This is a genomic window from Flavobacterium sp. B330r (assembly GCF_056824325.1).
Genome location: NZ_CP124860.1, coordinates 97,758 through 121,044 on the forward strand (window position 1 = coordinate 97,758; position 23,287 = coordinate 121,044).

The 23,287-nt window shown below is 33.6% G+C and carries 21 protein-coding genes; 6 read left to right on the top strand and 15 right to left on the bottom strand.

Annotated elements, in window-relative coordinates:
* Positions 1–37: 37 nt before the first annotated feature.
* Entirely contained in the window at positions 38–1,075 is a 1,038-nt protein-coding gene (locus tag QLQ95_RS00390; protein ID WP_428237121.1) for a formimidoylglutamase, read from the top strand.
* Between the two features lie 136 nt (positions 1,076–1,211).
* The gene (locus QLQ95_RS00395; protein ID WP_095930561.1) at positions 1,212–2,459 is read left to right on the top strand and encodes a DEAD/DEAH box helicase; all 1,248 of its coding nucleotides are present in this window, start codon (positions 1,212–1,214) and stop codon (positions 2,457–2,459) included.
* On the opposite strand, the gene QLQ95_RS00400 is transcribed toward QLQ95_RS00395, so the two are convergent.
* The 3 genes from QLQ95_RS00400 to aroC all read right to left on the bottom strand — a co-directional run bounded on the left by QLQ95_RS00400 (position 2,456) and on the right by aroC (position 7,140).
* Positions 2,456–4,621 (bottom strand): response regulator, encoded by a 2,166-nt coding sequence (locus tag QLQ95_RS00400; protein ID WP_250836729.1) that lies wholly within the window; start codon positions 4,619–4,621, stop codon positions 2,456–2,458. The genes QLQ95_RS00395 and QLQ95_RS00400 overlap by 4 nt on opposite strands.
* A gap of 144 nt (positions 4,622–4,765) precedes the next feature.
* A complete protein-coding gene (locus tag QLQ95_RS00405) occupies positions 4,766–6,028 on the bottom strand; it encodes a dicarboxylate/amino acid:cation symporter (RefSeq protein WP_095930512.1) in 1,263 nt (420 codons plus the stop codon).
* 53 nt (positions 6,029–6,081) lie between these two features.
* The gene (gene aroC / locus QLQ95_RS00410) at positions 6,082–7,140 is read right to left on the bottom strand and encodes a chorismate synthase (RefSeq protein WP_250836731.1); all 1,059 of its coding nucleotides are present in this window, start codon (positions 7,138–7,140) and stop codon (positions 6,082–6,084) included.
* A 188-nt stretch (positions 7,141–7,328) separates the two neighbouring features.
* Here aroC and QLQ95_RS00415 point away from each other — a divergent pair, with 188 nt between their 5' ends.
* Entirely contained in the window at positions 7,329–8,150 is an 822-nt protein-coding gene (locus tag QLQ95_RS00415) for a UDP-2,3-diacylglucosamine diphosphatase (RefSeq protein WP_095930510.1), read from the top strand.
* Positions 8,151–8,289: 139 nt separating this feature from the next.
* Entirely contained in the window at positions 8,290–8,787 is a 498-nt protein-coding gene (locus QLQ95_RS00420) for a hypothetical protein (RefSeq protein WP_095930509.1), read from the top strand.
* 193 nt (positions 8,788–8,980) lie between these two features.
* Here QLQ95_RS00420 and QLQ95_RS00425 read toward each other — a convergent pair whose 3' ends face one another.
* From QLQ95_RS00425 to QLQ95_RS00460, 8 genes are all read right to left on the bottom strand, one after another.
* Positions 8,981–9,406: a protease complex subunit PrcB family protein gene (locus tag QLQ95_RS00425; RefSeq protein WP_428237118.1), complete on the bottom strand. Its 426-nt coding sequence runs from the start codon at positions 9,404–9,406 to the stop codon at positions 8,981–8,983.
* 14 nt (positions 9,407–9,420) lie between these two features.
* On the bottom strand, positions 9,421–10,566 hold the full coding sequence (gene bshA / locus QLQ95_RS00430) for an N-acetyl-alpha-D-glucosaminyl L-malate synthase BshA (protein WP_095930507.1): 1,146 nt from the start codon (positions 10,564–10,566) through the stop codon (positions 9,421–9,423).
* Between the two features lie 238 nt (positions 10,567–10,804).
* Positions 10,805–11,452 (bottom strand): hypothetical protein, encoded by a 648-nt coding sequence (locus QLQ95_RS00435; protein ID WP_482502153.1) that lies wholly within the window; start codon positions 11,450–11,452, stop codon positions 10,805–10,807.
* A 123-nt stretch (positions 11,453–11,575) separates the two neighbouring features.
* On the bottom strand, positions 11,576–12,058 hold the full coding sequence (locus QLQ95_RS00440) for a hypothetical protein (RefSeq protein WP_057116491.1): 483 nt from the start codon (positions 12,056–12,058) through the stop codon (positions 11,576–11,578).
* Between the two features lie 87 nt (positions 12,059–12,145).
* Positions 12,146–12,937, bottom strand: a complete 792-nt coding sequence (locus tag QLQ95_RS00445) for a (Fe-S)-binding protein (protein ID WP_095930505.1) — start codon at positions 12,935–12,937, stop codon at positions 12,146–12,148.
* 135 nt (positions 12,938–13,072) lie between these two features.
* Positions 13,073–14,410, bottom strand: coding sequence for a 4Fe-4S dicluster domain-containing protein (locus tag QLQ95_RS00450; RefSeq protein WP_482502156.1), 1,338 nt, complete (start codon positions 14,408–14,410; stop codon positions 13,073–13,075).
* 6 nt (positions 14,411–14,416) lie between these two features.
* Positions 14,417–15,382, bottom strand: a complete 966-nt coding sequence (locus QLQ95_RS00455; RefSeq protein ID WP_250836738.1) for an MlaD family protein — start codon at positions 15,380–15,382, stop codon at positions 14,417–14,419.
* Positions 15,383–15,432: 50 nt separating this feature from the next.
* Positions 15,433–16,554, bottom strand: coding sequence for an N-acetylmuramoyl-L-alanine amidase family protein (locus tag QLQ95_RS00460; RefSeq protein ID WP_482502158.1), 1,122 nt, complete (start codon positions 16,552–16,554; stop codon positions 15,433–15,435).
* Between the two features lie 82 nt (positions 16,555–16,636).
* Here QLQ95_RS00460 and QLQ95_RS00465 point away from each other — a divergent pair, with 82 nt between their 5' ends.
* Positions 16,637–19,339, top strand: coding sequence for a putative LPS assembly protein LptD (locus QLQ95_RS00465; protein WP_172426924.1), 2,703 nt, complete (start codon positions 16,637–16,639; stop codon positions 19,337–19,339).
* A 30-nt stretch (positions 19,340–19,369) separates the two neighbouring features.
* Positions 19,370–19,750, top strand: a complete 381-nt coding sequence (locus QLQ95_RS00470) for a RidA family protein (protein ID WP_248727521.1) — start codon at positions 19,370–19,372, stop codon at positions 19,748–19,750.
* Here QLQ95_RS00470 and QLQ95_RS00475 read toward each other — a convergent pair.
* The 4 genes from QLQ95_RS00475 to pfkA all read right to left on the bottom strand — a co-directional run bounded on the left by QLQ95_RS00475 (position 19,731) and on the right by pfkA (position 23,183).
* The gene (locus QLQ95_RS00475; protein WP_095930559.1) at positions 19,731–20,105 is read right to left on the bottom strand and encodes a methylglyoxal synthase; all 375 of its coding nucleotides are present in this window, start codon (positions 20,103–20,105) and stop codon (positions 19,731–19,733) included. The genes QLQ95_RS00470 and QLQ95_RS00475 overlap by 20 nt on opposite strands.
* Positions 20,106–20,115: 10 nt before the next feature.
* Positions 20,116–20,967 carry an N-acetylglucosamine kinase gene (locus QLQ95_RS00480; RefSeq protein ID WP_095930500.1) on the bottom strand — a complete coding sequence of 284 codons (852 nt, stop codon included), beginning with the start codon at positions 20,965–20,967 and terminating at the stop codon, positions 20,116–20,118.
* A gap of 131 nt (positions 20,968–21,098) precedes the next feature.
* Entirely contained in the window at positions 21,099–22,103 is a 1,005-nt protein-coding gene (gene gap / locus QLQ95_RS00485) for a type I glyceraldehyde-3-phosphate dehydrogenase (RefSeq protein WP_012026555.1), read from the bottom strand.
* A 93-nt stretch (positions 22,104–22,196) separates the two neighbouring features.
* Positions 22,197–23,183, bottom strand: coding sequence for a 6-phosphofructokinase (gene pfkA / locus QLQ95_RS00490; protein WP_095930499.1), 987 nt, complete (start codon positions 23,181–23,183; stop codon positions 22,197–22,199).
* Positions 23,184–23,287 lie beyond the last annotated feature (104 nt).

Consider the following 23,287-nt stretch of genomic DNA (forward strand, 5'->3'; position numbering starts at 1 on the left):
CTACAATTATATTATTTTTGGAAAATAAATTTTTTTCATGGAAAAATTAATCCCATTCACTATAAATGATTTAGCTAAAATCACAAATCACAGAAGTGGTGAAATAAAGTTCGGAGAAAAAATGATTGTCATTCCGCCAGGAATTGATAAGATTAATTTTATTAAAGAAAGTGAAGCTAAATATGTGCTTCTAGGAATTCCCGAAGATATTGGTGTGCGCGCCAATTACGGAAGGCCTGGAGCCGCTTCTGCATGGCAATCTGCTATAAAAAGCATTGCCAATATTCAGCACAATCGCTTTTGCAAAGGAAGCAACATTATTATTTTAGGACATATTAATGTTAGTGACGAAATGCGTGAGGTGGAAAACTTAGATTTTAATGACATTGACGATCGTTCAAAATTAAGTCAGCTGGTTGAAAAAATAGACAAAGAAGTCTCTCACATCATCTTTACTATAATCAAAGCTGGAAAAACGCCAATTATTATTGGTGGAGGCCACAATAATGCCTACGGAAATATTAAAGGTGCCGCTCTTGCGAAAGGAAAACCTATAAATGCAATCAATTTTGATGCACATTCTGATTTTAGAATTTTAGAAGGACGCCATAGCGGAAACGGATTTTCATATGCTTACGAAGAAGGTTTCTTAAAGAAATATTTCATTTTTGGTCTTCACGAAAATTATACTTCAAAAAGTGTTTTAGATATTATAAAAAAATTGGAAGACCGCGTTCGATACAATACTTACGACAGTGTCAACATTAGAAAAGAAAAAGATTTTAATCGCGAAATGATTACCGCTTTGGATTTTATTAAAAGTGATGCTTTCGGAATTGAAATTGATCTTGATGCAATTCCAAACATTGCCAGTAGCGCCATGACTATCAGCGGTTTCTCTGTTGAAGAACTAAGACAATTTGTTTCTTTCTTTGGCGAACATAAACATGCTGCATATCTGCATATCTGCGAAGGAGCGCCAGATTTAGATAATTCTCCAAACAATAATTTAATCGGCAAATTGATTGGTTATTTAATTACCGATTTTATCAAAGCAAACATCGAACCGGCTTGATTTTAAATGCCCTATTGGGCTATGCCATAAGGCCTATTTGCCAAATAAAAGCAAATTCAAACAAACGATTGAACGAATAAACATATCTTTGCACAGCATTTTAGTTATTAAAACTGAAATACTAAATACCAAAGATATGTTATTCGAAGATCTATCACTTTCAAAAAGTATACAAAAAGCCGTATTTGAAGAAGGCTACTTAAATCCGACCCCAATTCAGGAAAAATCAATTCCGATTGTATTAGAAGGCCGTGATTTAATTGGCTGTGCACAGACAGGAACAGGAAAAACGGCAGCATTTGCTATTCCAATCATACATCAATTACACCGAATTGTCGGTTCATCAAAAAAAGCAAAAGTAATTCGTGCGCTTGTGGTTACGCCTACTCGCGAACTAGCAGTGCAGATTGGACAAAGCTTTGACACTTATGCAAAATATACCAACTTAACGCAGCTGACTATTTTCGGAGGAGTTTCTCAAAATCCGCAAGTAGATACTTTAAAAAACGGAGTTGATATTTTAGTTGCCACTCCAGGACGTTTATTAGACCTTCATAAACAAGGTTTTCTTGATTTAAATCATTTACACACTTTAGTGCTAGATGAAGCCGATCAAATGCTGGATATGGGTTTTATAAACGATGTCAAAAAAATCGTAAAACTGACTCCTAAAAACAGACAAACGTTACTTTTCTCTGCAACAATGCCAATTGCAATTCGCGAATTGGCAGAAATGTTTCTTCAAGATCCAGAAAAAGTTGAAGTTTCTCCAGTTTCTTCTACAGCAGAAAATGTAGAACAACGCATTTATTTTGTTGATAAAACAGAAAAAAGAAACTTGTTATACAATTTAATTAAAGAAGAAAATTTATCGAACGTACTTGTTTTCTCGAGAACAAAACATGGCGCAGATAATGTGGTAAAAGCGCTTCGCAAAAAAGATATTCCTGCAGAAGCCATTCACGGAGATAAATCGCAAAACGCAAGACAAAGAGTTCTAGATGCTTTCAAAAACAAAGAAGTTGGAGTTTTGGTTGCAACCGATATTGCTGCACGAGGAATTGACATCGAGCAATTGCCTTATGTAATCAATTTTGACTTACCAAATATTCCAGAAACGTACGTTCACCGAATTGGCCGTACAGGTCGTGCAGGAAATGGCGGAATCGCAATTTCTTTCTGCGGAAAAGATGAACTTCCATATTGGAAAGACATTCAAAAATTAATAAAAGTTGATGTAAAAACGATTGCCGACCATCCGTATCAATGGCATTCTGGAAGTCCAGAAGCTGGAGAAAAACCTAAAAGCTCAAACAGAAGCGGCGGAGCTCACAAATCGAGAAAATCAACAAACGCTAAGAAAAACAAAAAACGCTGGTACTAAACAGCGTTTTTTTCTTTTATAAGGAAATTGATTATTTTAAATAATTTAACCGGTTCAAAAGGTTTAATAATAATATCATTCATTCCAGACGAAATCGCTTCATCTGTAATTTCATCTTTGTCAAAAGCCGTCAAAGCGACAATTGGAGTTTCTATACCTTGAAGACGTATTCGTTTCGTGGTTTCAAATCCGTTCATTAAAGGCATATTAATATCCATTAAAATTAGATCGAACGTATCGTTTTCTAAGGCTTTAAGAGCTGCAAAACCATCATCGACTACTTTGCAGGAATAATTATTTTTTTCGATAATCTTTTTGGTAACAAGCTGATTAATCAAATTGTCTTCAACAACTAGAATTTTGTAAACTTCGCTCGAAGTCAAATCAACTTCAATCTCATCAATAATACTTTTCGTTTTGGCTAAATCATGCTCAAAAGCAATAGTAAACGAAAATGAAGTTCCTTTTCCTAAATCACTGTCTAAAGTAATAGTGCTTCCAAAAAGCCCTAAAAGCCTTTTTACAATACTAAGCCCCAATCCTGTACCTTGATAATCTTCGTCTTTACGGCCAACTTGAACAAATTTTTCAAAAATCTTATTCTGATCTACAGCCGCAATTCCGATTCCGTTGTCTTTTATCAAGAAATCTAAATAATGGAGCTTTCCTTCTACTTTATTCAGTTTTACTATAATTTCAACCTGGCCGTCTTTGGTAAATTTCAAAGCATTGCTGACCAAATTCATTAAAATCTGAGCCAAGCGCAATTTATCTCCAATCAAATATTCTGGAATATGAGAATCAATATCAATAGAAATACTATTATTATTCTTCTGTGAAAGAAAAGAAAGCGAATTCTTAATTACCGTAATTTCATCAGAAATATTAAAAGTCAGATTCTCCAGTACAATTTTGTTCTCTTCAATTTTATTGATCTGCAAAATATCATTTACGAGAGACAATAGATATCTCGCAGAAAATTTCAAGGAACTTAAATGCTGGCTTCTCGAAATTTCTTTATGTTCTTCGAGCAGCATATTGGTAATTCCAACAACTCCATAAAGCGGAGTGCGCAATTCGTGGCTTATAGTCGATATAAATTGCGTTTTAAGCAAAGAGGCTTCTTCTGCGATTTCTTTCGCTTTAAGAAGCTCTAAATTATGTTTTTTCTTGTATCTGATATTCTTTATCAGTGTAACAATTAAAATTAAAAGAATCAGCGAAATCAAAATAAAAAGAATGACAATGATTTTTGATTTTCTTAAACTTTGAGATTGCTCTACTTTTTCCCCTTCAACCTTATCAATCTGCCTTCTATATTCATCCAATTCTAGACTTAAACCTGCTTGAGAAGCCTTTTTCAGTTTTTTAACATCATATAAATTATCAGAAAGATTATAATGATTAACAAGTGCTTCGTAAGCCTCTTTGTTCTTATCTATTTTATTTAGGAAATGGGCATATTCTAAATAAGCATGTGCCAAATCTGTTTTTTCTTGACATTTTTTTCCAGATTCAATAGCACTCAAAAAATAGGCATTTGCAGCCTTGTAATCATTTTTATGGCTAGCATAAATACCGTTCAGCATATCTACTATAACTTCTGTCGATCCGTCGTTATATTTTAATTTCGTGCTATTAACATATTTCAAAAAAAGATGCCCTTGATTGAAGTTTCCAATATCAAAATACGCCCAAGCAATATTGACATTGGTAAAATACACCTCTTTCAAATCATTAATTTTCAAAGCATAAGCAACTGCTTTTTTATAATTACGGATTCCTTCATCAAACTGTTTCTTTTCGAAACAATACATATTCCCTAAATTATTATAGAGAAGACATTTTATAGAATCGTTATCGGTTTTATTGGCATAATACAGCCCTTTTTTGTAGAAGAAAATCGCTTTATCAAACTCTGCCAATTCATTATAGTTGGCCGCGATAATATTATAGGAACGAGCAGTAAGACAGTAATCTTTTAGTACTGTTGCCGCATTTAAGGCTGCTCTAGAATAGATAAGTGATTTTTCGAAATTAGATTCTCTAAAATTTAAAAGTGCTTTCTTAACAGTCTTATCAATTTTAGGATCCAGATTACAATTAGATTGCGCGATTGCCGAATTGGCAAAGCAATTCAGAATCAAGAGTAAAAGTAACAAAATCCGTTTTTGGGGCATCAATCGGCTAGTTTGATCAAATATACACTTTAAAATAAAAAAAAGCTGTATTTCATAAAAAAATACAGCTTTTCAAAAATTATTTTCAACAACTAAGATAAAAAAATTAAAATCTCAGCTTTTTTACTATTCTTTATTGTTTTCCCATTGTCCAACAACAGAAGTCGCTAATGCATTTCCTAATACATTTGTTGCACTTCTAAACATGTCGCAGAAATGGTCGATTGGAAGAATTAATGCAATTCCTTCAATCGGAATATCAAACATACCACACGTCGCCGCAACGACAACCAAACTGGCACGTGGCACACCTGCAATACCTTTACTGGTAAGCATTAAAACTAAAAGCATTGCCATTTGCGTTCCTAAATCTAAATGCACATTATAGAATTGAGCAATAAAGATGCTCGCAAAAGTCATGTACATCATACTTCCGTCAAGATTAAAGGAATATCCAAGCGGCAACATGAAAGAAACGATTTTATCTTTTACTCCAAATCCTTCTAATTCTTCTGTTAATTTAGGAAATACGGCTTCACTACTTGTAGTTCCAAAAGCGATTGCTAGAGGCCCTGTAATACGTCTTAGCAATTCCGTCATTCTTCCTTTTAGGAAAATATATCCGATCACAATTAAAATTGCCCAAAGCGTACCGATACCAATTAAAAACGAACCGAAAAATTTGAAGTACGTAATAACCAATTCTTCTGCATCTCGAATAGCAAACACACCTGCAATGGCTCCAAAAACTCCAATTGGAGCAAACTTCATTACATAGTTTACCATCTTTAGAACAATGTGCGATAGTTTATCAAAAGCACTAATAATTGGTTTTACTGTTGGCCCTAGAGAAGCTGCTGCTAATCCGAAGAAAATAGAGAAAACTACAATCTGAAGAATTTCATTTGTAGCCATCGCTTCCACAATACTTTTTGGCACGATATGCTCAACAAAATTATCAAAAGACAGATTTTGTGTTTTACCTGTAACCTCAGAAGCCGCTGCCATATCAACGTGATCTAGTTTTAGACCAACACCTGGCTGCAAAATATTTACGTAAAACAATCCAATTAAAAGAGAAATAAATGAAGCTGTAAAAAACCACCCAATAGCTTTTCCTCCAATTCTTCCAACGGTTTTAATATCACCCAATTTCGCAATTCCTACTACCAAAGTCGTAAAAACCAATGGAGAAATAATCATTTGCACCAAACGAATAAAGATGGTTGCCAGCATTTTAATTTTACTGCTAAATGCCTGTGCTGATTCTGGCGAAATGGTGTTGTGCAATATAATTCCTAAAATAGCTCCAAGAACCATCGCAATTATAATTTGCCCTGTTAATCCCGAAAGAAATGATTGTTTTTTAGTTTCTGTAACTTCTTGCATTAATTTATTTTTTAATTATTAAAATAATAAGACCCTCACTGTCTTACCTTTTATTAATATGTTTTGTTGATCAAATAAAAATCAGCCAAAACAATTGCGGCCATCGCTTCTACGATTGGCACTGCGCGAGGCACTACACACGGATCATGACGTCCTTTTCCTGTCATTGGTGTAATGTTTCCTTTATTATCTAAAGAATCTTGAGTCTGCATAATAGTTGCAACTGGCTTAAAGGCAACTCTGAAATAAATATCCATTCCGTTGCTTATACCGCCCTGAATTCCACCTGATAAATTTGTTTTTGTAGTTCCGTCAGGATTGTATAAATCGTTATGTTCGCTTCCTTTCATTTCAGATCCAGAAAAACCACTTCCGTACTCAAAACCTTTTACTGCATTAATAGAAAGCATTGCTTTTCCTAATTCTGCATGAAGTTTATCAAATACTGGTTCTCCTAAACCAACTGGAACATTTTGAATTACACAACTCACAACACCTCCAACAGTGTCTCCCTGTTTGCGGATCTCACGAATATATTCTTCCATAGTCGCTGCAGATTTCTCATCTGGACAACGCACTGGATTGCTTTCAATTTTAGAAAAATCTAATTCTTGGTATGGTGTTTCTAAGTGAATTGGACCAACAGAAGAAACATAAGCATTGATTTTAATTTCTGGCAACATTTGCTTTGCAATTGCACCTGCTACTACTCTACTTGCTGTTTCTCTTGCAGAACTTCTTCCACCACCACGATAATCGCGGAAACCATATTTCTGATCGTAAACATAATCAGCATGGCTTGGTCGGTAATTATCTTTTATATGAGAGTAATCGTCTGATTTCTGATTGGTGTTTGGAATAATGAAACCGATTGGAGTTCCTGTCGTTTTTCCTTCGAATATTCCTGATAGAAATTGAACTGCATCTGGTTCTTTTCTCTGTGTAACAATTGCCGACTGACCTGGCTTTCTACGAGCCATATCTAGTTCAATTGCTTCAAAATCTAATTGTATTCCTGGAGGACATCCGTCAATAATTCCGCCTAAAGCTTCACCGTGAGATTCTCCAAATGTAGTTACTTTATATAGTGTGCCGAAGCTATTTCCTGCCATTGTGTTTTGTTTTGAGCAAATGTAAGTTTTATGAATTAAATTAAAAAATTTAAAACTGGTATTATTAACGAAACATTAAATGGGATAAAAATCACAATTTGGTAAAATTACCCTCTTTTTAATAACCTTTTAATAAAATTAAATTTCACAAATTTTCTTTCATTTGTAAAACTTCAAATCAAGAAAAATTGAAAAAAAGAAATGTCGAATTGGTCATTCTTTCTGATGTCCATTTAGGAACTTACGGAAGTCACGCTAAAGAACTAAATAACTATCTTTCAAGCATTAAACCCAAAACTTTAGTTTTAAACGGCGATATAATTGATGCTTGGCAGTTTCGTAAATCGTATTTTCCAAAAGCACATTTACGAGTGATTCAGCGCATTATCGGAATGGCTTCTAAAGGAACAAAAGTTTACTATATTACTGGAAATCACGATGAGATCCTTCGAAAATTCAGTGATATGAACATGGGAAATTTTGCTCTAGTTGATAAATTAGTTTTAGAATTAGACGACAAAAAAGCCTGGATTTTTCACGGAGACGTTTTTGACGCCTCGGTTCAGCATTCAAAATGGATTGCAAAATTAGGCGGATTAGGTTACGATTATCTAATCTTAATGAACCGTTTTGCCAATTGGTGTCTGGCTAAATTAGGACGCGAACCTTATTCTTTTTCTAAAAAAATAAAAGCGAGCGTTAAAAAAGCAGTAAAATTTATTTCTGATTTTGAAACCACAGCAACCGATCTAGCCATTGAAAAGAATTACGATTATGTTATCTGCGGACATATTCACGAACCTAAAATCGTAACCAAAGAAAACAAACACGGTTCTACTTTATACCTCAATTCTGGTGATTGGGTAGAAAACTTAACAGCTCTGGAATACCATAAGAAACGTTGGAAGCTGTTCTCTTACAAGGCTAGCAACTTTGCTGAAGAGGAAAATCTTCTAGAAATGGAAGATCTTATCACTTCTCAGCTCATTTCTTCAATAATCCTTAAATAAAAACCTCAGAAGCAGTTTTTTAAGAATTTTAACGGTCGGAATTTCTAAAAATGAAAATTATATAACAATTTTCAAAAATATTATACGTTCTCTATTTGACTGATATAATACATTTGAAAAAAATTAATTAACCATTTTTATGAAAAAGATACTTTTATCTGCCCTTATGCTTCTTGGTTTAGCATTTACGGCTCAATCACAAGAAATTTCGAAACACGCTTTAGGATTACGTCTAGGAGACAACAACGGATTTGGAGGAGAAATATCATACCAATTAGGATTAAATCAAAAAAACAGACTTGAATTTGATTTAGGATGGAGAAACAGCAGTGATGTAGACGCCATAAAAGGAGTTGCCCTTTACCAATGGGTTTGGAACATCGACGGAGGTTTTAACTGGTACGCTGGTGTCGGTGGTGGACTAGCTGCTTGGGATCACGATTACTACAACAATAATTACAGATACAGCGATAGCGGAACTTATGTTTTTGCAGCTGGAGATATCGGTATAGAATATAGATTTAAAGAAGTGCCACTTACTTTATCATTGGACGCAAGACCAGAAATTGGTTCAGGTTACTATGATGATGACAATTTTGGATTTGACGTTGGTTTAGGCGTTAAATTTAGATTCTAAATTAAAATTAAAAAATAATTGTAAGAAGAAACCTGTCGTTTAAAAGCGACAGGTTTTTTTTATTTTTTTGTTTGAGATTGTATTGAAGATCTTTAGTCTAAAAAATGGCTTCGACTCCGCTCAGCCAGATATTAAACCTCTAACTCTTCACTAATAACTAATAACTATTTACTAGTCACTCTTTACTAACCACTTACTTAATAATAATTTCTTTCTTAGAATGAATTTTCACCACCGTATAAGGATATGAAATCACCTGCATAGTCATGGCATCTTTTGCTGGACTATTTTCTTTTACAGTGATAATGATATTTTTATCTGTTTCTTCTACCTTTTCAACATCAATAGAATAACCGCTTGTGTTTTTTTCGCCCATATTTAGAATCACATAATTGTAATCCTGAATATCAGGATCCTTCATCTTATGTGCCAAAAGCGGATCGTTTTCAAGCATTTTAATCTCATTTGGTTCGGTCAAAATTTCAAAAAACTTGATATTTCCACCGCCATCAGATTGAGTTGTTAAAACTTCGTACAATGCCGCATTTGAACTTCCAGCCTTCTTCACTCCGCATGAAATCAAAACAAAAATCGCTAAAACAGAAATTACTTTTTTCATCTTATTCTTTTAAATTAGTGCTTCTCCAATTTGTAATCATCAACTGCTTTCTGATATAAAGCTTCATATTTAGGCAAAATGTTTTTAATGTCAAATTTTCTAGCCACTTCTAGAGCATTTGCCTTAAACTGACTTAAAACCGCATCGTCTTTTAAAATCTTCAATGCATTTTGTGCCATTTCTTCAACGTTTCCGACATTGCTTAAGTATCCAGAAAAACCATCAAAATTTACTTCAGGCAAACCTCCAGAATTACTTGAAATTACCGGAACACCACATGCCATTGCTTCCAAAGCCGCCAAACCAAAACTTTCAGTTTCTGAAGGCAGTAAAAACAAATCCGTCATGCATAAGATTTTATCAATTTCATGGCTATTCCCAAAGAAAATCACTTTGTCTAAAATCCCCAATTCCTGACATAAAATCTCTGCTTTTTCCTTTTCAGGTCCATCACCAACCATCATCAATTTAGCTGGAATTTCTTTCTGAACGTTATAGAAAATCTTAATAATATCTGGAATACGTTTTACTTTTCTAAAGTTACTAATGTGAGTAATAATACGCTCATTCTCATTCGCCATTACATAACGGTGACAAGGCGCATTTGGATCTTTTTTGACTTTGTCCAATTCAATAAAATTCGGAATCACCTTAATTTTATTTTTGATTTTGAACAATTTCAACGTATCATCTTTCAAACTCTGCGAAACCGAAGTCACATAATCTGATTTATTAATACTAAAAGTCACCGCAGGCTTATAAAAAGGATGATTTCCAACAAGCGTAATATCGGTACCGTGAAGTGTTGTAATCATTGGTAGATTAATCCCTTCGTTCTTAAGCATTTGTTTTGCCATATAACCTGCATAAGCATGCGGAATGGCATAATGCACGTGCAGAAGCTCAATTTTGTACAATTTCACCATATCAACCAATTTACTAGACAACGCTAATTCGTATGGCTGATAATGAAACAAAGGATATTCCGGAACGTTTACTTCGTGATAATGAACATTCGGATTCAAAAGTGCCAATCTCACTGGCTGGCTATATGTAATAAAATGTATTTCGTGTCCTCTTCTGGCCAATTCGAGACCTAACTCAGTAGCTACTACACCACTACCTCCAAAAGTAGGATAACAGACAATTGCTATTTTCATGTATAAAATTTAATTCTACGAAAATACTCAAAAATAGCGTTTAATTAACCGTTTAAATTGTTAGATTTTTGACAAAATTAGATTAACTCTGGTTGATAAATATTTTTAGGAGCAGCACAATATTGGTTAAAAGAACTACACTCCCGCTGTCCGTTATATCTTTTATGCCGAACACCGGCATAAAAGGATATCACTCCCATCGGGGCTAGATTAGACCTTTTGTTTTCAAAACACCGTTTTAAAACTGCGCAGCAACAAACAAAACGATTTGAATTAATAATAACAGCCAAAAAAACAATAATGAAGGTTCAACAGCTTCAGAAATAAATTGATTTAATTTTAACGAAACTACTTCAGATAATTTTAAATCTTTGTTGCTAAAATCAACATCATCCAGATTTATCTTTTGAAATAAATAATTAATCACTTTCTTTTTGATTTTAGAACTTTCTTTGTCATTTCTGTTTGCTTCTAAAAATTGCATTTTCAACAACGCTTTATTAGAAACCGCACTCGACCAATTATTTGAAGCTGTTAATTTATCAACCAGAAAGACGACTTTAGAATCTATATAACTGGCAAATACTTTATTTTTCCAAGTCAGATAAATCATCTGCTGAATCGCTGCTTTATTTGCAATCAAAAAATACAAAATAGCAAAAACTGGAGCTCCAGCAAGTAAAATAAATCCGTAAATATTATTTAAAAATAATCCCGACAAAAAAGCGTAAGCATTTCCGTGTGCGCCGCCAGCAAAATCAGCATTTTGAAAAAGAATTATTAAAAAAAGGATCAACGTAAACAAATTTCCGATTATCATTATAACCAACCATTTCAAACTTGATTTAGCCGAAATACCTGCAACAACCTTAATTTCTTCTTTCATAAAATTTAAATTATACTTTTAGAATTCACACAAACAATAATAATGAATTAACATTTATAATCCTATAAAAAAGAAAGGCGTAAAATATAAATTTTACGCCTTTTCTATTATCAATATTTTCTCTTAGAAAAATCTGCTATGCCAGCTATCGGCTGCAGGAACTTCCCAAGACTCATTAAATTCTTCGATATTGTTTACCAAATTATTGAAAACAATTGTATTCTCAGAAACTGATTTATCTTTTACCATTTTCTTGAAATCAATTAATGGTTTATGTGCAATATGTTCTCCAAGTTTAAAAGTAACATTCATTTTATCCAATAAATCAACGTTGTACTTTTTCTCTAAACTTTGAATAAATTCAACAGAACTATCAATAGAACAACCTGTAGCAGCCTGTACATCTTGATTTACTGCTAATATTATAAATCGGTTGTATTTTAATAAAAACGAAGCTTCTAGACTTGTGCCGTGTGCAGCCCATTGTTCTACAAAAGCTTTTAAATCTGTTTCGATTTCAGAAAACTCTTCCTCAGAAAATTTTCTGTTCGACTGGTAAATCCAAACTCTAGATTCACCTGGTAAATTTTCAAAAGGTATATACATTTTTAATTTTAGATTTTAGATTGTTGATTTTAGATTTTTAAGATTCAATCTTAGAATCTTAGCATCTTAGTAACTTAGCAACTCAGATTACAAATCCTGTGCATTTGCAATTAACTCAGCAATATCCAGAACTTTAACCTGTCCTTCTTTTTCCTGATGTTTGATACCATCGGTTAACATTGTATTACAGAACGGACAACCCGCAGCAATAATATCTGGTTTTACTTCTAATGCATCTTCTGTACGAAGAACATTTACTTCTTTGTTTCCAGGTTCAGCATCTTTAAACATTTGTGCTCCACCTGCTCCACAGCATAATCCATTTGCTTTAGAACGTTTCATTTCAACTAATTCAACGTCCAATTTCTGAATTAAATCTCTCGGTGCCTCGTAAACTTTATTGGCTCTACCTAAATAACAAGGATCGTGGAACGTAATTTTTTTACCTTTAAATTGCCCACCCTCAACAGTTAATCTTCCATCATCAATTAATGATTTCAAGAATTCTGTATGATGAATAACTTCGTAATTACCACCTAATTCCGGATATTCATTTTTCAATGTATTAAAACAATGCGGACAAGCTGTAACGATTTTTTTAGCTTCATAAGCATTCAAAACCTCGATATTCATCATAGCTTGCATTTGAAACAAAAATTCATTTCCAGCTCTTTTTGCAGGATCGCCAGTACAACTCTCTTCTGTACCTAAAACTGCAAAAGAAACATTGGTACGATTTAAAATTCGCACAAATGCTTTAGTAATTTTTTTTGCTCTATCATCAAAACTTCCTGCGCAACCTACCCAAAACAAAACCTCTGGCTGTTTTCCTTCGGCAAGCATTTCTGCCATTGTTGGTACTACTAAATTTTCTGACATTTCTCTCACTTTTGTTTAATCGGTTAATCGTGAAATTGTTTAATCGCTAAAAGCGAAATGACAATTCTGTAAAACCGAAATATTATTTTAAAATCGATTAAACGGTTAAACAACTAACCGATTAAACAATAAATCCTAATTCTCGTTTTTCCAATTTAAACGGTCTTGTTGGCTATACTGCCAAGGTGCACCGTTATTTTCAATATTAGTCATCATTGCGTTTAATGACATTGGAGCAGCACTTTGTTCCATCACTAAATAACGACGCATATCCATAATAATAGACAACGGACTAATATTTACAGGACATTCCTCAACACAAGCATTACAAGAAGTACAAGCCCATAATTCTTCTGGAGTAATATAATCGTTTAATAATGTTTTGTTATCTGGAACAAACACACCTTTATTAGCATCAATATTTTTACCAACTTCAGTTAAACGATCTCTTGTATCCATCATAATTTTACGTGGAGACAATTTTTTACCAGTTTGGTTTGCAGGACAAGAAGAAGTACAACGTCCGCATTCTGTACATGTATAAGCATTTAACAACTGAACCCAGTTTAAATCCTGAACGTCGCTCGCACCAAATTTAGCCGGATGCGCATTCTCATCAACTGGAGCTGCAGCAAACGGATCAGCATTTGGATCCATCATTAATTTTACTTCTTTTGTAACAGAAGCTAAATTATCAAATTGACCTTCTGGTTTTAAGTTTGCAAAATACGTATTCGGGAAAGCCAAAAGAATATGCAAGTGTTTTGAAAAGTATAAATAGTTCATAAAAACTAAAATACCAATAATATGTAGCCACCAGAAAACTTCAAACATCAATCCAACTGCTTCATTAGACGTACCATTGAAAATTGGCGCTATAAATTGACTAATTGGATAACTTCCTGCTTTATGAAAATGAGAATATCCTACTGGAACATTCTGCAAATGCAAATCTGAAGCATTCATCAATAAAAACAGAATCATTAAAACTGTTTCAAAATACAGAATGTAATTGGCATCACTTTTTGGAAATCCATTCAAATCAGAATTAATAAAACGCTTCAAACGAATTACATTTCTTCTAATCCAAAATGTAACTACAGCAATAATTACAAGTATCGCCAATATTTCAAATGAAGCAATTAAAACATCATAGACTACACCTAAATAAGGCGCAAAAACTCTATGTGTTCCAAAAAGTCCATCAATAATAATCTCTAATAATTCGATATTAATTATTATGAAACCTACATATACAAAAATATGAAGGATTCCTGCAACAGGGCGTCTCACCATTTTTGATTGCCCAAGAGCAATCAATGCCATGTTTTTCCAACGAGCTTTAGGATTATCTTTTCGATCTACATCGACTCCCAAATTAATATTTCGGATGATTTTTTTTACGCTCGCTGCAAAAAAACCGAAACCTACTATAAGAAGTACTGCGAATAAAATATTATCTAAATAACTCATTTATAATTATTTTTTATCAGTTGAGTTTGTTTCTTCTGTTGGTGCTACGTATGGTTTATTTTTCTTTCCGAAAAGAGAAACATTTACGTAACGAGTTGGATAAAGACGAAGATCTTGCAATAACAATTCAAGCTCTTTTGAAGTTTTAGTCAGGTTATTATACAAAGCCTCATCGTTAAGTATTTTTCCTGCTGTACCTTTTCCAGAATTCAAGTTATTCATTAAAACATCAACTTTAGCTAAAGTTTGGTTCAAATTGCGAACTGTTTTACCTAAATCTGCTTTATTTAATGAATCTGAAATCTTATTGAAGTTGCCAGACATTTTATTGAAGTTTGTAACCATTCCATTAATCTGTCCTTTATTAGTATCCAAGATATTGTTAAGACTTCCAGACGCTTTATGAAATTGTTGCATTGTCTGACTTAATTCGGCAATTGTTTTCTTTAGATTTTCTTGAGTATTCTTATCTAAAGTATTGTTTAATCCGGTAACCAAATTATCAATATTCAAAAGCATTTTATCAAGCTTTTGCTGAATTGGTTCAATTTTTCCTCCTAATGACTCTGTCAAACCTAATTCGACAGTAGAAGTTAATTTCTGTCCGTCTTCAGCTAATTCTTTATCAGCAAAATTCGGAATGATTTTAATTTGTTTTCCTGCAATTAAACTTGGAGAATAAATTGCCGCTGTACTGGTTTTAGTAATTGGGAAATCTGTTTTAAGCTGAAGCTCAACCAGTAATTTACCCGTTACTTCATCAATTGTAATTTTACTTACTTTACCAATTGCAAGTCCATTTAGTGTTACTGGAGCTGATGGAGATAAATCCTCAACATTATCATATTCAGCGTATAAGACAGTATAATTAGTAAAAAGATCTCTACCTTTTAAAAAACTATATCCCCAGATAAATAATAAAATAGATACGATGACTAAAATAGCCGTTTTAATTTCTCTTGTTAGTTTCAAAATTCTAAGTGTTTGTACAAAATTAATATAAATATTCGAACTTGCGCTTATTATTTAATCGCGTCCTGAATACTGATTTTTTCTCCATCTTTAGTTGCTACTAAAAATGCAGCGCCATATCCTTTACCTTTAGCTTCTTGCAGATATTTTTGTGCTGTTTCGTAACTTGAAGTTTCTTCGTAGAAATATTTATAAATATTATTTTCGTACACCATTGTTACATTTTTCAATCCTTTAAAATTTTTAGGTTCTAAAGGTGTTTTTTTGATACTTGCAATAAGCTGTACTTTAAAAAATGTTCCTTTTGGAGCATTTTTCGCTACCGCAACTGGAGTAGTTGTTTTTGGTTTTGCAGGCGTAGTATCTCTTACGGGCCGACTCTCAGGAGCTTCCGCTCCTGTCCCAAAATATTCACGTTTATAACTTAAAATAGCTTCTGCAATTGCTCTTGCAATATCATCTTGGCCTTCTTCAGAATTCAGGATATTTCCTTCTGTTGGGTTCGACACAAATCCTGTTTCAACCAAAACTCTTGGCATATAAGCTTTATGAAGTACCATAAAAGGAGCTTGCTTCACTCCTCCGTGACGAAGTTTTTTTCCTAATTTTTCAAAATTTTCCTCGATTTTAGTCGCAAGTGTAATACTATTATCTAAATATTCTTCCTGCATCAAAGTCATACCAATCATGGACTCTGGCGAGTTAGGATCGAAACCTTCATATTTACGCTTGTAGTCTTTCTCTAATGTAATTACAGAGTTCTCTTTTTTCGCCGCTTCAAGGTTTGAGGCTACTTTACTTAAACCCATTACATAAGTTTCTGTTCCGTCGGCAGCCGTATTTTTATTTGCATTACAGTGAATAGAAACAAAAATGTTCGAATTTGCACGGTTAGCGATATTAGCTCTTTCAACTAAATCTATAAAAACATCTGTTTTACGAGTATAAATTACATTAACATTAGGATTAAGCTCTAAAATCTTCCCCACTTTCAAAACAATAGCTAAAGCAATATTCTTTTCAATTCGTCCGCTATAAACCGCTCCGAAGTCATGATCTCCGTGCCCCGCGTCAAGTGTTACCTTAAACACATTTGACTGACTGTGAGCATAAAAGGACGATATTATTAGAAATAAAGTAAATATTACCTTAAATTTGTTAATTCTATTCATAAATCTAAAAGTTAATTTTAATAAAATGCAGCTGTTATAATTTTTAGAATTGATTATTTTTGCCAAAAAATTATATGTAAGTTTGACATGTCAAAAAACAAGCCATAATTTTACAAAAATAGCATTTAAACCTTTGCACACAAACTTATTTAATATCGTTTTAATATCATTTTTCCTAACTATAGGTTGTGGTAATTTATACTCGCAAGAAATAAAAAACAAAAAAAAGCCTTTACCTGCTGTAAAACAAACAGATAAAGAAAATCCTGCCATTACAGACACCATAAAACTAGATACAGTTAAACCAAAAAAGACTTTTTTGGATGGAAAAGTAAGATACAAAGCAAAAGACTATGCTAAAATTGATCAGAAAAAAAAGCTGATCACCTTATATAATGAAGCAGAATTATACTACAAAGATGTCGAATTAAAATCTGGTATAATTGTTCTTAATTATGAAAAAGACGAAGTTTATGCCGGAAGAATTAAAGATTCTGCTGGAGTACTAACTCAATATCCTAACTTTAAACAGGGATCAAGCGAAGTGCAACCAGATTCTATTCGCTTTAATTTTAAAACAAAAAAGGCTTTAATTTATAATTCAAGAACAAAACAAGGCGAATTAAACATTAAGGCTTCTGTCACTAAAAAAGAAAACGACTCTGTATACTTTTTAAAAGGTGCGCGTATTACGACTGCCCAAGATATTGACCATCCTGAATACTATTTCCAAACGAGTAGAATTAAGTTTGTACCTGGTAAAAAAATTGTTGCAGGCTTAACGCAAATGGTAATTGCCGATGTTCCTACTCCACTTGCATTACCTTACGGTTTTTTCCCTTTAAGCAAGGAAAAAAGCGTATCAGGTATTATCATTCCGAGTTACAACGATTCTAATACACGTGGATTTTCATTGCAAAATGGAGGTTACTACTTTGCTTTAAGCGATAATTACGATTTAACCGTACTTGGTGATTATTATACCAACGGAAGTTACGCCATGCGTTTTGAATCTGCATATGCCACAAGGTATAAGTATCGAGGAAATGTGAACATTCGTTTTGAAAATTTAATTAGCAGCGAACGCGGTTATCCTGATTATTCAAAACAAAGCATCTACAATATTCAGTGGTCGCATTCTAAAGACACAAAATCGAACCCTAATTCTACTTTCTCTGCTTCTGTCAACATGGGTAGTAGTAAGTACTTCAAACAGTCTATCAACCAAGCCAATATTGGATCGAACTTAAATAACACATTAAGCTCATCTATTTCGTATAATAAAACATTTAATACGATCCCAGGTTCCCGTATTGCGCTATCTGCAACTCATAGTCAAAATACACAAACAGAAGACATTATTATGACGCTTCCTTCTTTACAAGGAAGTATTGACCGTATTTATCCTTTTGTTGGAAAGAACGGCGTTAAAAAGGGATTAATCAAGAACATCAACTTACAGTACAATGTAAGCGGTAAAAACTATTTTAAAACCAAAGATTCTCTGTTTTTCAAGCCACAAATGTTTGATGATGCGCAATTAGGGTTGCAACAGACTATTCCGTTAAGCACGAACTTTAAAATCTTCAAATATTTTAGTGCTGGAGCTTCTACAACTTATCAGGAAACATGGGTAAATAAAACGATTCAAAAAGTTTATGACCCTACAGAAGGACAAACAGTTAACAAAACTGTAAATGGTTTTGACTCGTTTAGAACATACAATTTCAGCACCAATTTAGGTACGACGATTTACGGAACTTTTAATTTTGGAGACGATAAAAGAATCCAATCTATTCGACACGTAATGCGTCCGAGTGTAACTTATGCCTATACTCCTAGTTTTGAAAAATATTACGATACATATGCAGTGGATGCTTCTGGTAGAATTACTTCTGAGTATACGCGATTTGAAAGCGGAATATATGGATCGCCAGGAAAAGACAATTCAAACATTGTTGGTTTTGCTTTGAGCAATACTTTTGAAGCTAAAGTAAGAGATCGAGACAGCACAAAAACAGAACCTAAAAAAATAATGCTGTTAAACAACTTAAACTTTAGCACAAGCTATAATTTTAATGCTGACGGAAAATCAACATTTGGATGGCAGCCTGTATTAGTTAGTGGTGGAACACAATTTTTTGACAATAAAATGAATATGAACTTTGGTGCAACATTAGATCCTTATGCGATTGATAATGGTGGTAACAAAATTGACAAATTCAACATTGACAATGGCGGAAGTTTATTCAGAATGACAAGTGCAAACGTAACTGTAAACTATTCATTCTCGAATAAAGGAAGCGGAAAAGAAAAAGAACAAAACACACAGAGTCAGCGAAACGGAGGTCGAAGCGATGACTTATTTGGTACCAATACCGACTTAAATGACAGCCGTAACAGTCAGTTTGCCAATGAACCCGAAAAAGATGATGTAATCACAGAATTCTTCAATTCGAAAGTTCCGTGGGACATGACACTTGCCTATTCGTTAACCTATTCAAACATCAAACGAGAAAGCACTATTTCTGGAAACTCTCTTATGATTTCTATTAATACTGATCTTACCCCTAAATGGAAAGCTGGGGTTTCTACAGGATACGATTTTGTTCAAAAAGGAGTTACCTTTACACAATTCCGTTTTGAAAGAGATTTGTTAAGCTGGAGAATGGCCTTTAACTGGCAACCTTTGGGTACAAATTCTAACTGGAACTTCTTCATCGGAATTAAATCTGGTATGCTTAGCGATATCAAATGGAACAAACGAAGCGTTTCAAATAGATAATATACTTTCGAATCAAAATAAAATTTTATTATGAAAAAGATCATTTTCACCGAGAAAGCTCCGGCTCCAATCGGGCCTTATAATCAAGCCGTATTATCTGGAAACACACTTTATGCTTCTGGACAAATTGCAATCAATCCTGAGTCAGGAGAATTGATTACGGACAACATTAATGATGAGACAAATCAGGTTATGAAAAACATTGCCGCTATTCTTGAAGCTGCAGACATGACGTTTGAAAACGTTGTGAAGTCAACTATTTTCATCATGGACATGAATAACTTTGGAGCAATAAACACGGTTTACGGTTCTTATTTTAACGAAAAAACCGCTCCAGCTCGTGAAACGGTTCAAGTGGCTTGTTTGCCAAAAAATGTTAATGTAGAAATTTCTATAATCGCTGTGCAATAGCATCTAATAATAATTGTGCCGTTGCTTCATTGGTTGCCAGCGGCACATTATGCACATCGCAAACACGAATTAGCATATTAATATCTGCTTCATGCGGATGGCTTGATAAAGGATCTTTAAAAAAGAAAACCATCTGCGTAATTCCTTCTGCTACTCTTCCTGCAATTTGCGCATCGCCTCCAAGAGGTCCAGATAGCATTCTTTGAGTTTTAAATCCCGCAGCTTCTGCTTTTCCTCCCGTAGTACCAGTACCAATAAGCCTTATCTTTTCATTATGCAAAACAGCTTCATTTTTGATTAGGAAATCAATTAAATCAGCTTTTTTTCCATCATGAGCAATAATGGCAATTTCCATAAAACCAGAACTATTGATTAGCGACATGGTAAGCAATTAATCCGTCAATAGGTCTTCTTAAAACATTACCCAATTGAAGTTCATATTTGTTAAATGTCTCTTGCAATTCATCTTTCAAGTAAAATGCAATAGAACCAACAAAATGTACTGGAACTTCTTTGCAGTTATCAAATTGTTTGATGTAATTCTTAACGAAAGACTTCATTCCTTTAAAGATGATTTTTCTACAGAACTCAGTGTCTTTATGCTTAATTAAAAATTTAGCGTAAGTAGCTAAATAAGCATTCGGGTTTGGTTCTTTATATAATTTGTTTTTAATAAAATCTGGATCAACGTCGTACTCTTTTTCAAGTTCAACAGCCAATTCTTTAGGCATTTTATTAAAATAGTATTTTCTAATTAATTCTTTTCCAAAAACATTACCACTACAATCATCCATAACAATGTATCCTAATGATTGTACTTTTTGATGCAATACTTTTCCATCAAAATAACTGCAGTTAGAACCTGTTCCTAAGATCGAAACTATTGCCTCTTCTCCTTTTGGAGTTGTTGCGTAAACAGCTGCATAAGTATCTTCTTGAACGTCTACAATGGCGTTAGAAAAATATTCTTGAAAAATTCTTTTTAACCACTCTTTCATTCTATCTGTACCACATCCGGCACCGTAAAAGAATAAATGTGTAGCATTTTTTTTATTTTGTAAGATATCAAAACGGTCATTTAATCTTTCGATAATTTCTGGCTCGTCTAGAATTTCAGGATTTAATCCTAAAGTTTGTGTTGTGAATAATACTTTTCCATTATCATCTATCGCAATCCAATCGGCTTTAGTAGATCCACTGTCAACTATTAATTTCATTTGTTTAGTTTTTGGAATTAGGTTTCTCTATTCTTAATTTAAAAGTGTGCTTTTTACATTAATTATAGAAGTAACAAAATAAGAAAATCCCGTTATTGTAAAGTAACGGGATTTTGCAAAAATATATATTATTATTTTAAACCTGCAATATGTACAGATAAATCGATTAATTTGCTTGAGTATCCGTACTCATTGTCATACCAAGAAACTAATTTGAAGAAAGTCGAATTTAAACCGATTCCTGCACCAGCATCAACGATAGAAGTTCTTTTATCTGAAATAAAGTCTTGAGAAACAACTGCATCCTCAGTATATCCTAAGATACCTTTCATTTCGTTTTCTGAAGCTTTTTTCAATACAGCTAAGATTTCTTCGTAAGTAGTTTCTTTAGCCACTTTTACAGTTAAATCTACAACAGAAACGTCAGCAGTAGGTACACGGAAAGACATTCCAGTTAATTTTCCATTCAAAGATGGGATAACTTTTCCAACCGCTTTAGCAGCACCTGTTGAAGAAGGAATGATGTTGATTGCAGCAGCACGTCCACCTCTCCAGTCTTTTCTAGAAGGTCCGTCAGCTGTCATTTGAGTTGAAGTAGTTGCGTGAACAGTAGTCATTAAACCTTCAACGATTTCGAAATTATCGTGGATAACTTTAGCTAATGGAGCTAAACAGTTTGTAGTACAAGAAGCATTAGAAACAACTAAATCAGAAGCTTTTGCAGTTTCGTGGTTTACTCCCATTACAAACATTGGAGCATCAGCAGAAGGAGCAGAAATGATAACTTTCTTAGCTCCACCTTTTAAGTGCTCGCTTGCAGTTTCGATAGTTGTGAAGATACCAGTACATTCAGCTACTACATCTACATCAACTTCGTTCCATTTTAAGTCAGCAGGATTTCTTTCTGCAGTGATACGGATATTTCTTCCGTTTACATATAGTTTTCCTTCTTTAACTTCTACAGTTCCGTTGAAACGACCGTGAACTGAATCATATTTTAATAAATAAGCTAAGTGGTCTACGTCTAACAAGTCATTGATTGCAACAACTTCTACATTATCTCTATTGAAAGACTCTCTAAAAACGATTCTTCCGATACGTCCAAATCCGTTTATTCCTAATTTTACTTTTGACATTTTACTAAATTTTTTGCTTTTGTTTTTATTACACTAATTCAAAGTCTAATTTCCTCACAATAAACTTCTCTCTCTTTTTAAACTTTATATTGGTTATGTCGACATGATGTCAGACACTCTTAATAATTCTCTATCAATTTCTGATTTACCTTTAATAGCTTGCTCAAGCGGCGTTAAGATCACTTTATCTTCACGAAGTCCAACCATATAGTTTGATTTTCCTTCAATTAAAGATTCAACTGCCTTAACTCCTAAACGGCTTGCCAAAACACGGTCAAAGCAAGATGGAGAACCACCACGCTGCATGTGTCCTAATACAGAAACACGTACATCGTATTCTGGTAAATTAGCTTCAACATAATCTTTTAATTCGAATACGTTTTTACCAATTTTATCTCCTTCAGCAATTACAACAATACTAGATGATTTTCCTGATGCTTTACTTTTTTGAAGTGAATCTAAAAGACGATCTAAACCTAAATCTTCTTCAGGAATAAGAATTTCTTCTGCTCCTGCACCAATACCAGCGTTAAGAGCAATGTGACCCGCATCTCTACCCATAACCTCTACAAAGAAAAGACGGTTATGAGAACTCGCAGTATCTCTAATTTTATCGATACAGTCTACAACAGTATTTAAAGCCGTGTCGTACCCTAAAGTAAAACTTGTACCATAAATATCATTGTCAATTGTACCAGGAATTCCCATTATTGGGAAATCGAATTCTGAATTAAAAATTAATCCTCCAGTAAAACTACCATCACCGCCAATAACAACTAAAGCATCTACACCAGCCTTAACTAGGTTTTCGTGTGCCTTCTTTCTACCTTCAGGGGTTCTAAACTCAACTGAACGAGCCGATTTTAAGATCGTTCCACCTTTGTTTACAATATTATTTACGCTTCGTGGTCCCATCTCCTTGAAGTCTCCTTCAATCATTCCTTGATACCCTCTATAAATTCCGATGCATTCTATATTATGGTATGCGCAAGTTCGAACAACTGATCGTATTGCAGCATTCATTCCAGGTGAATCTCCTCCTGAGGTAAGAACACCTACTTTTTTTATTGTTTTTGGCATTATTTAAGTATTAAAGTGTAAAATTAGCAAACATTCAGCACTTTTCGGGTTACGATTATCATAAATTAATAAAATCTGTTAAATTCAAACGTTTTCGTTAATAA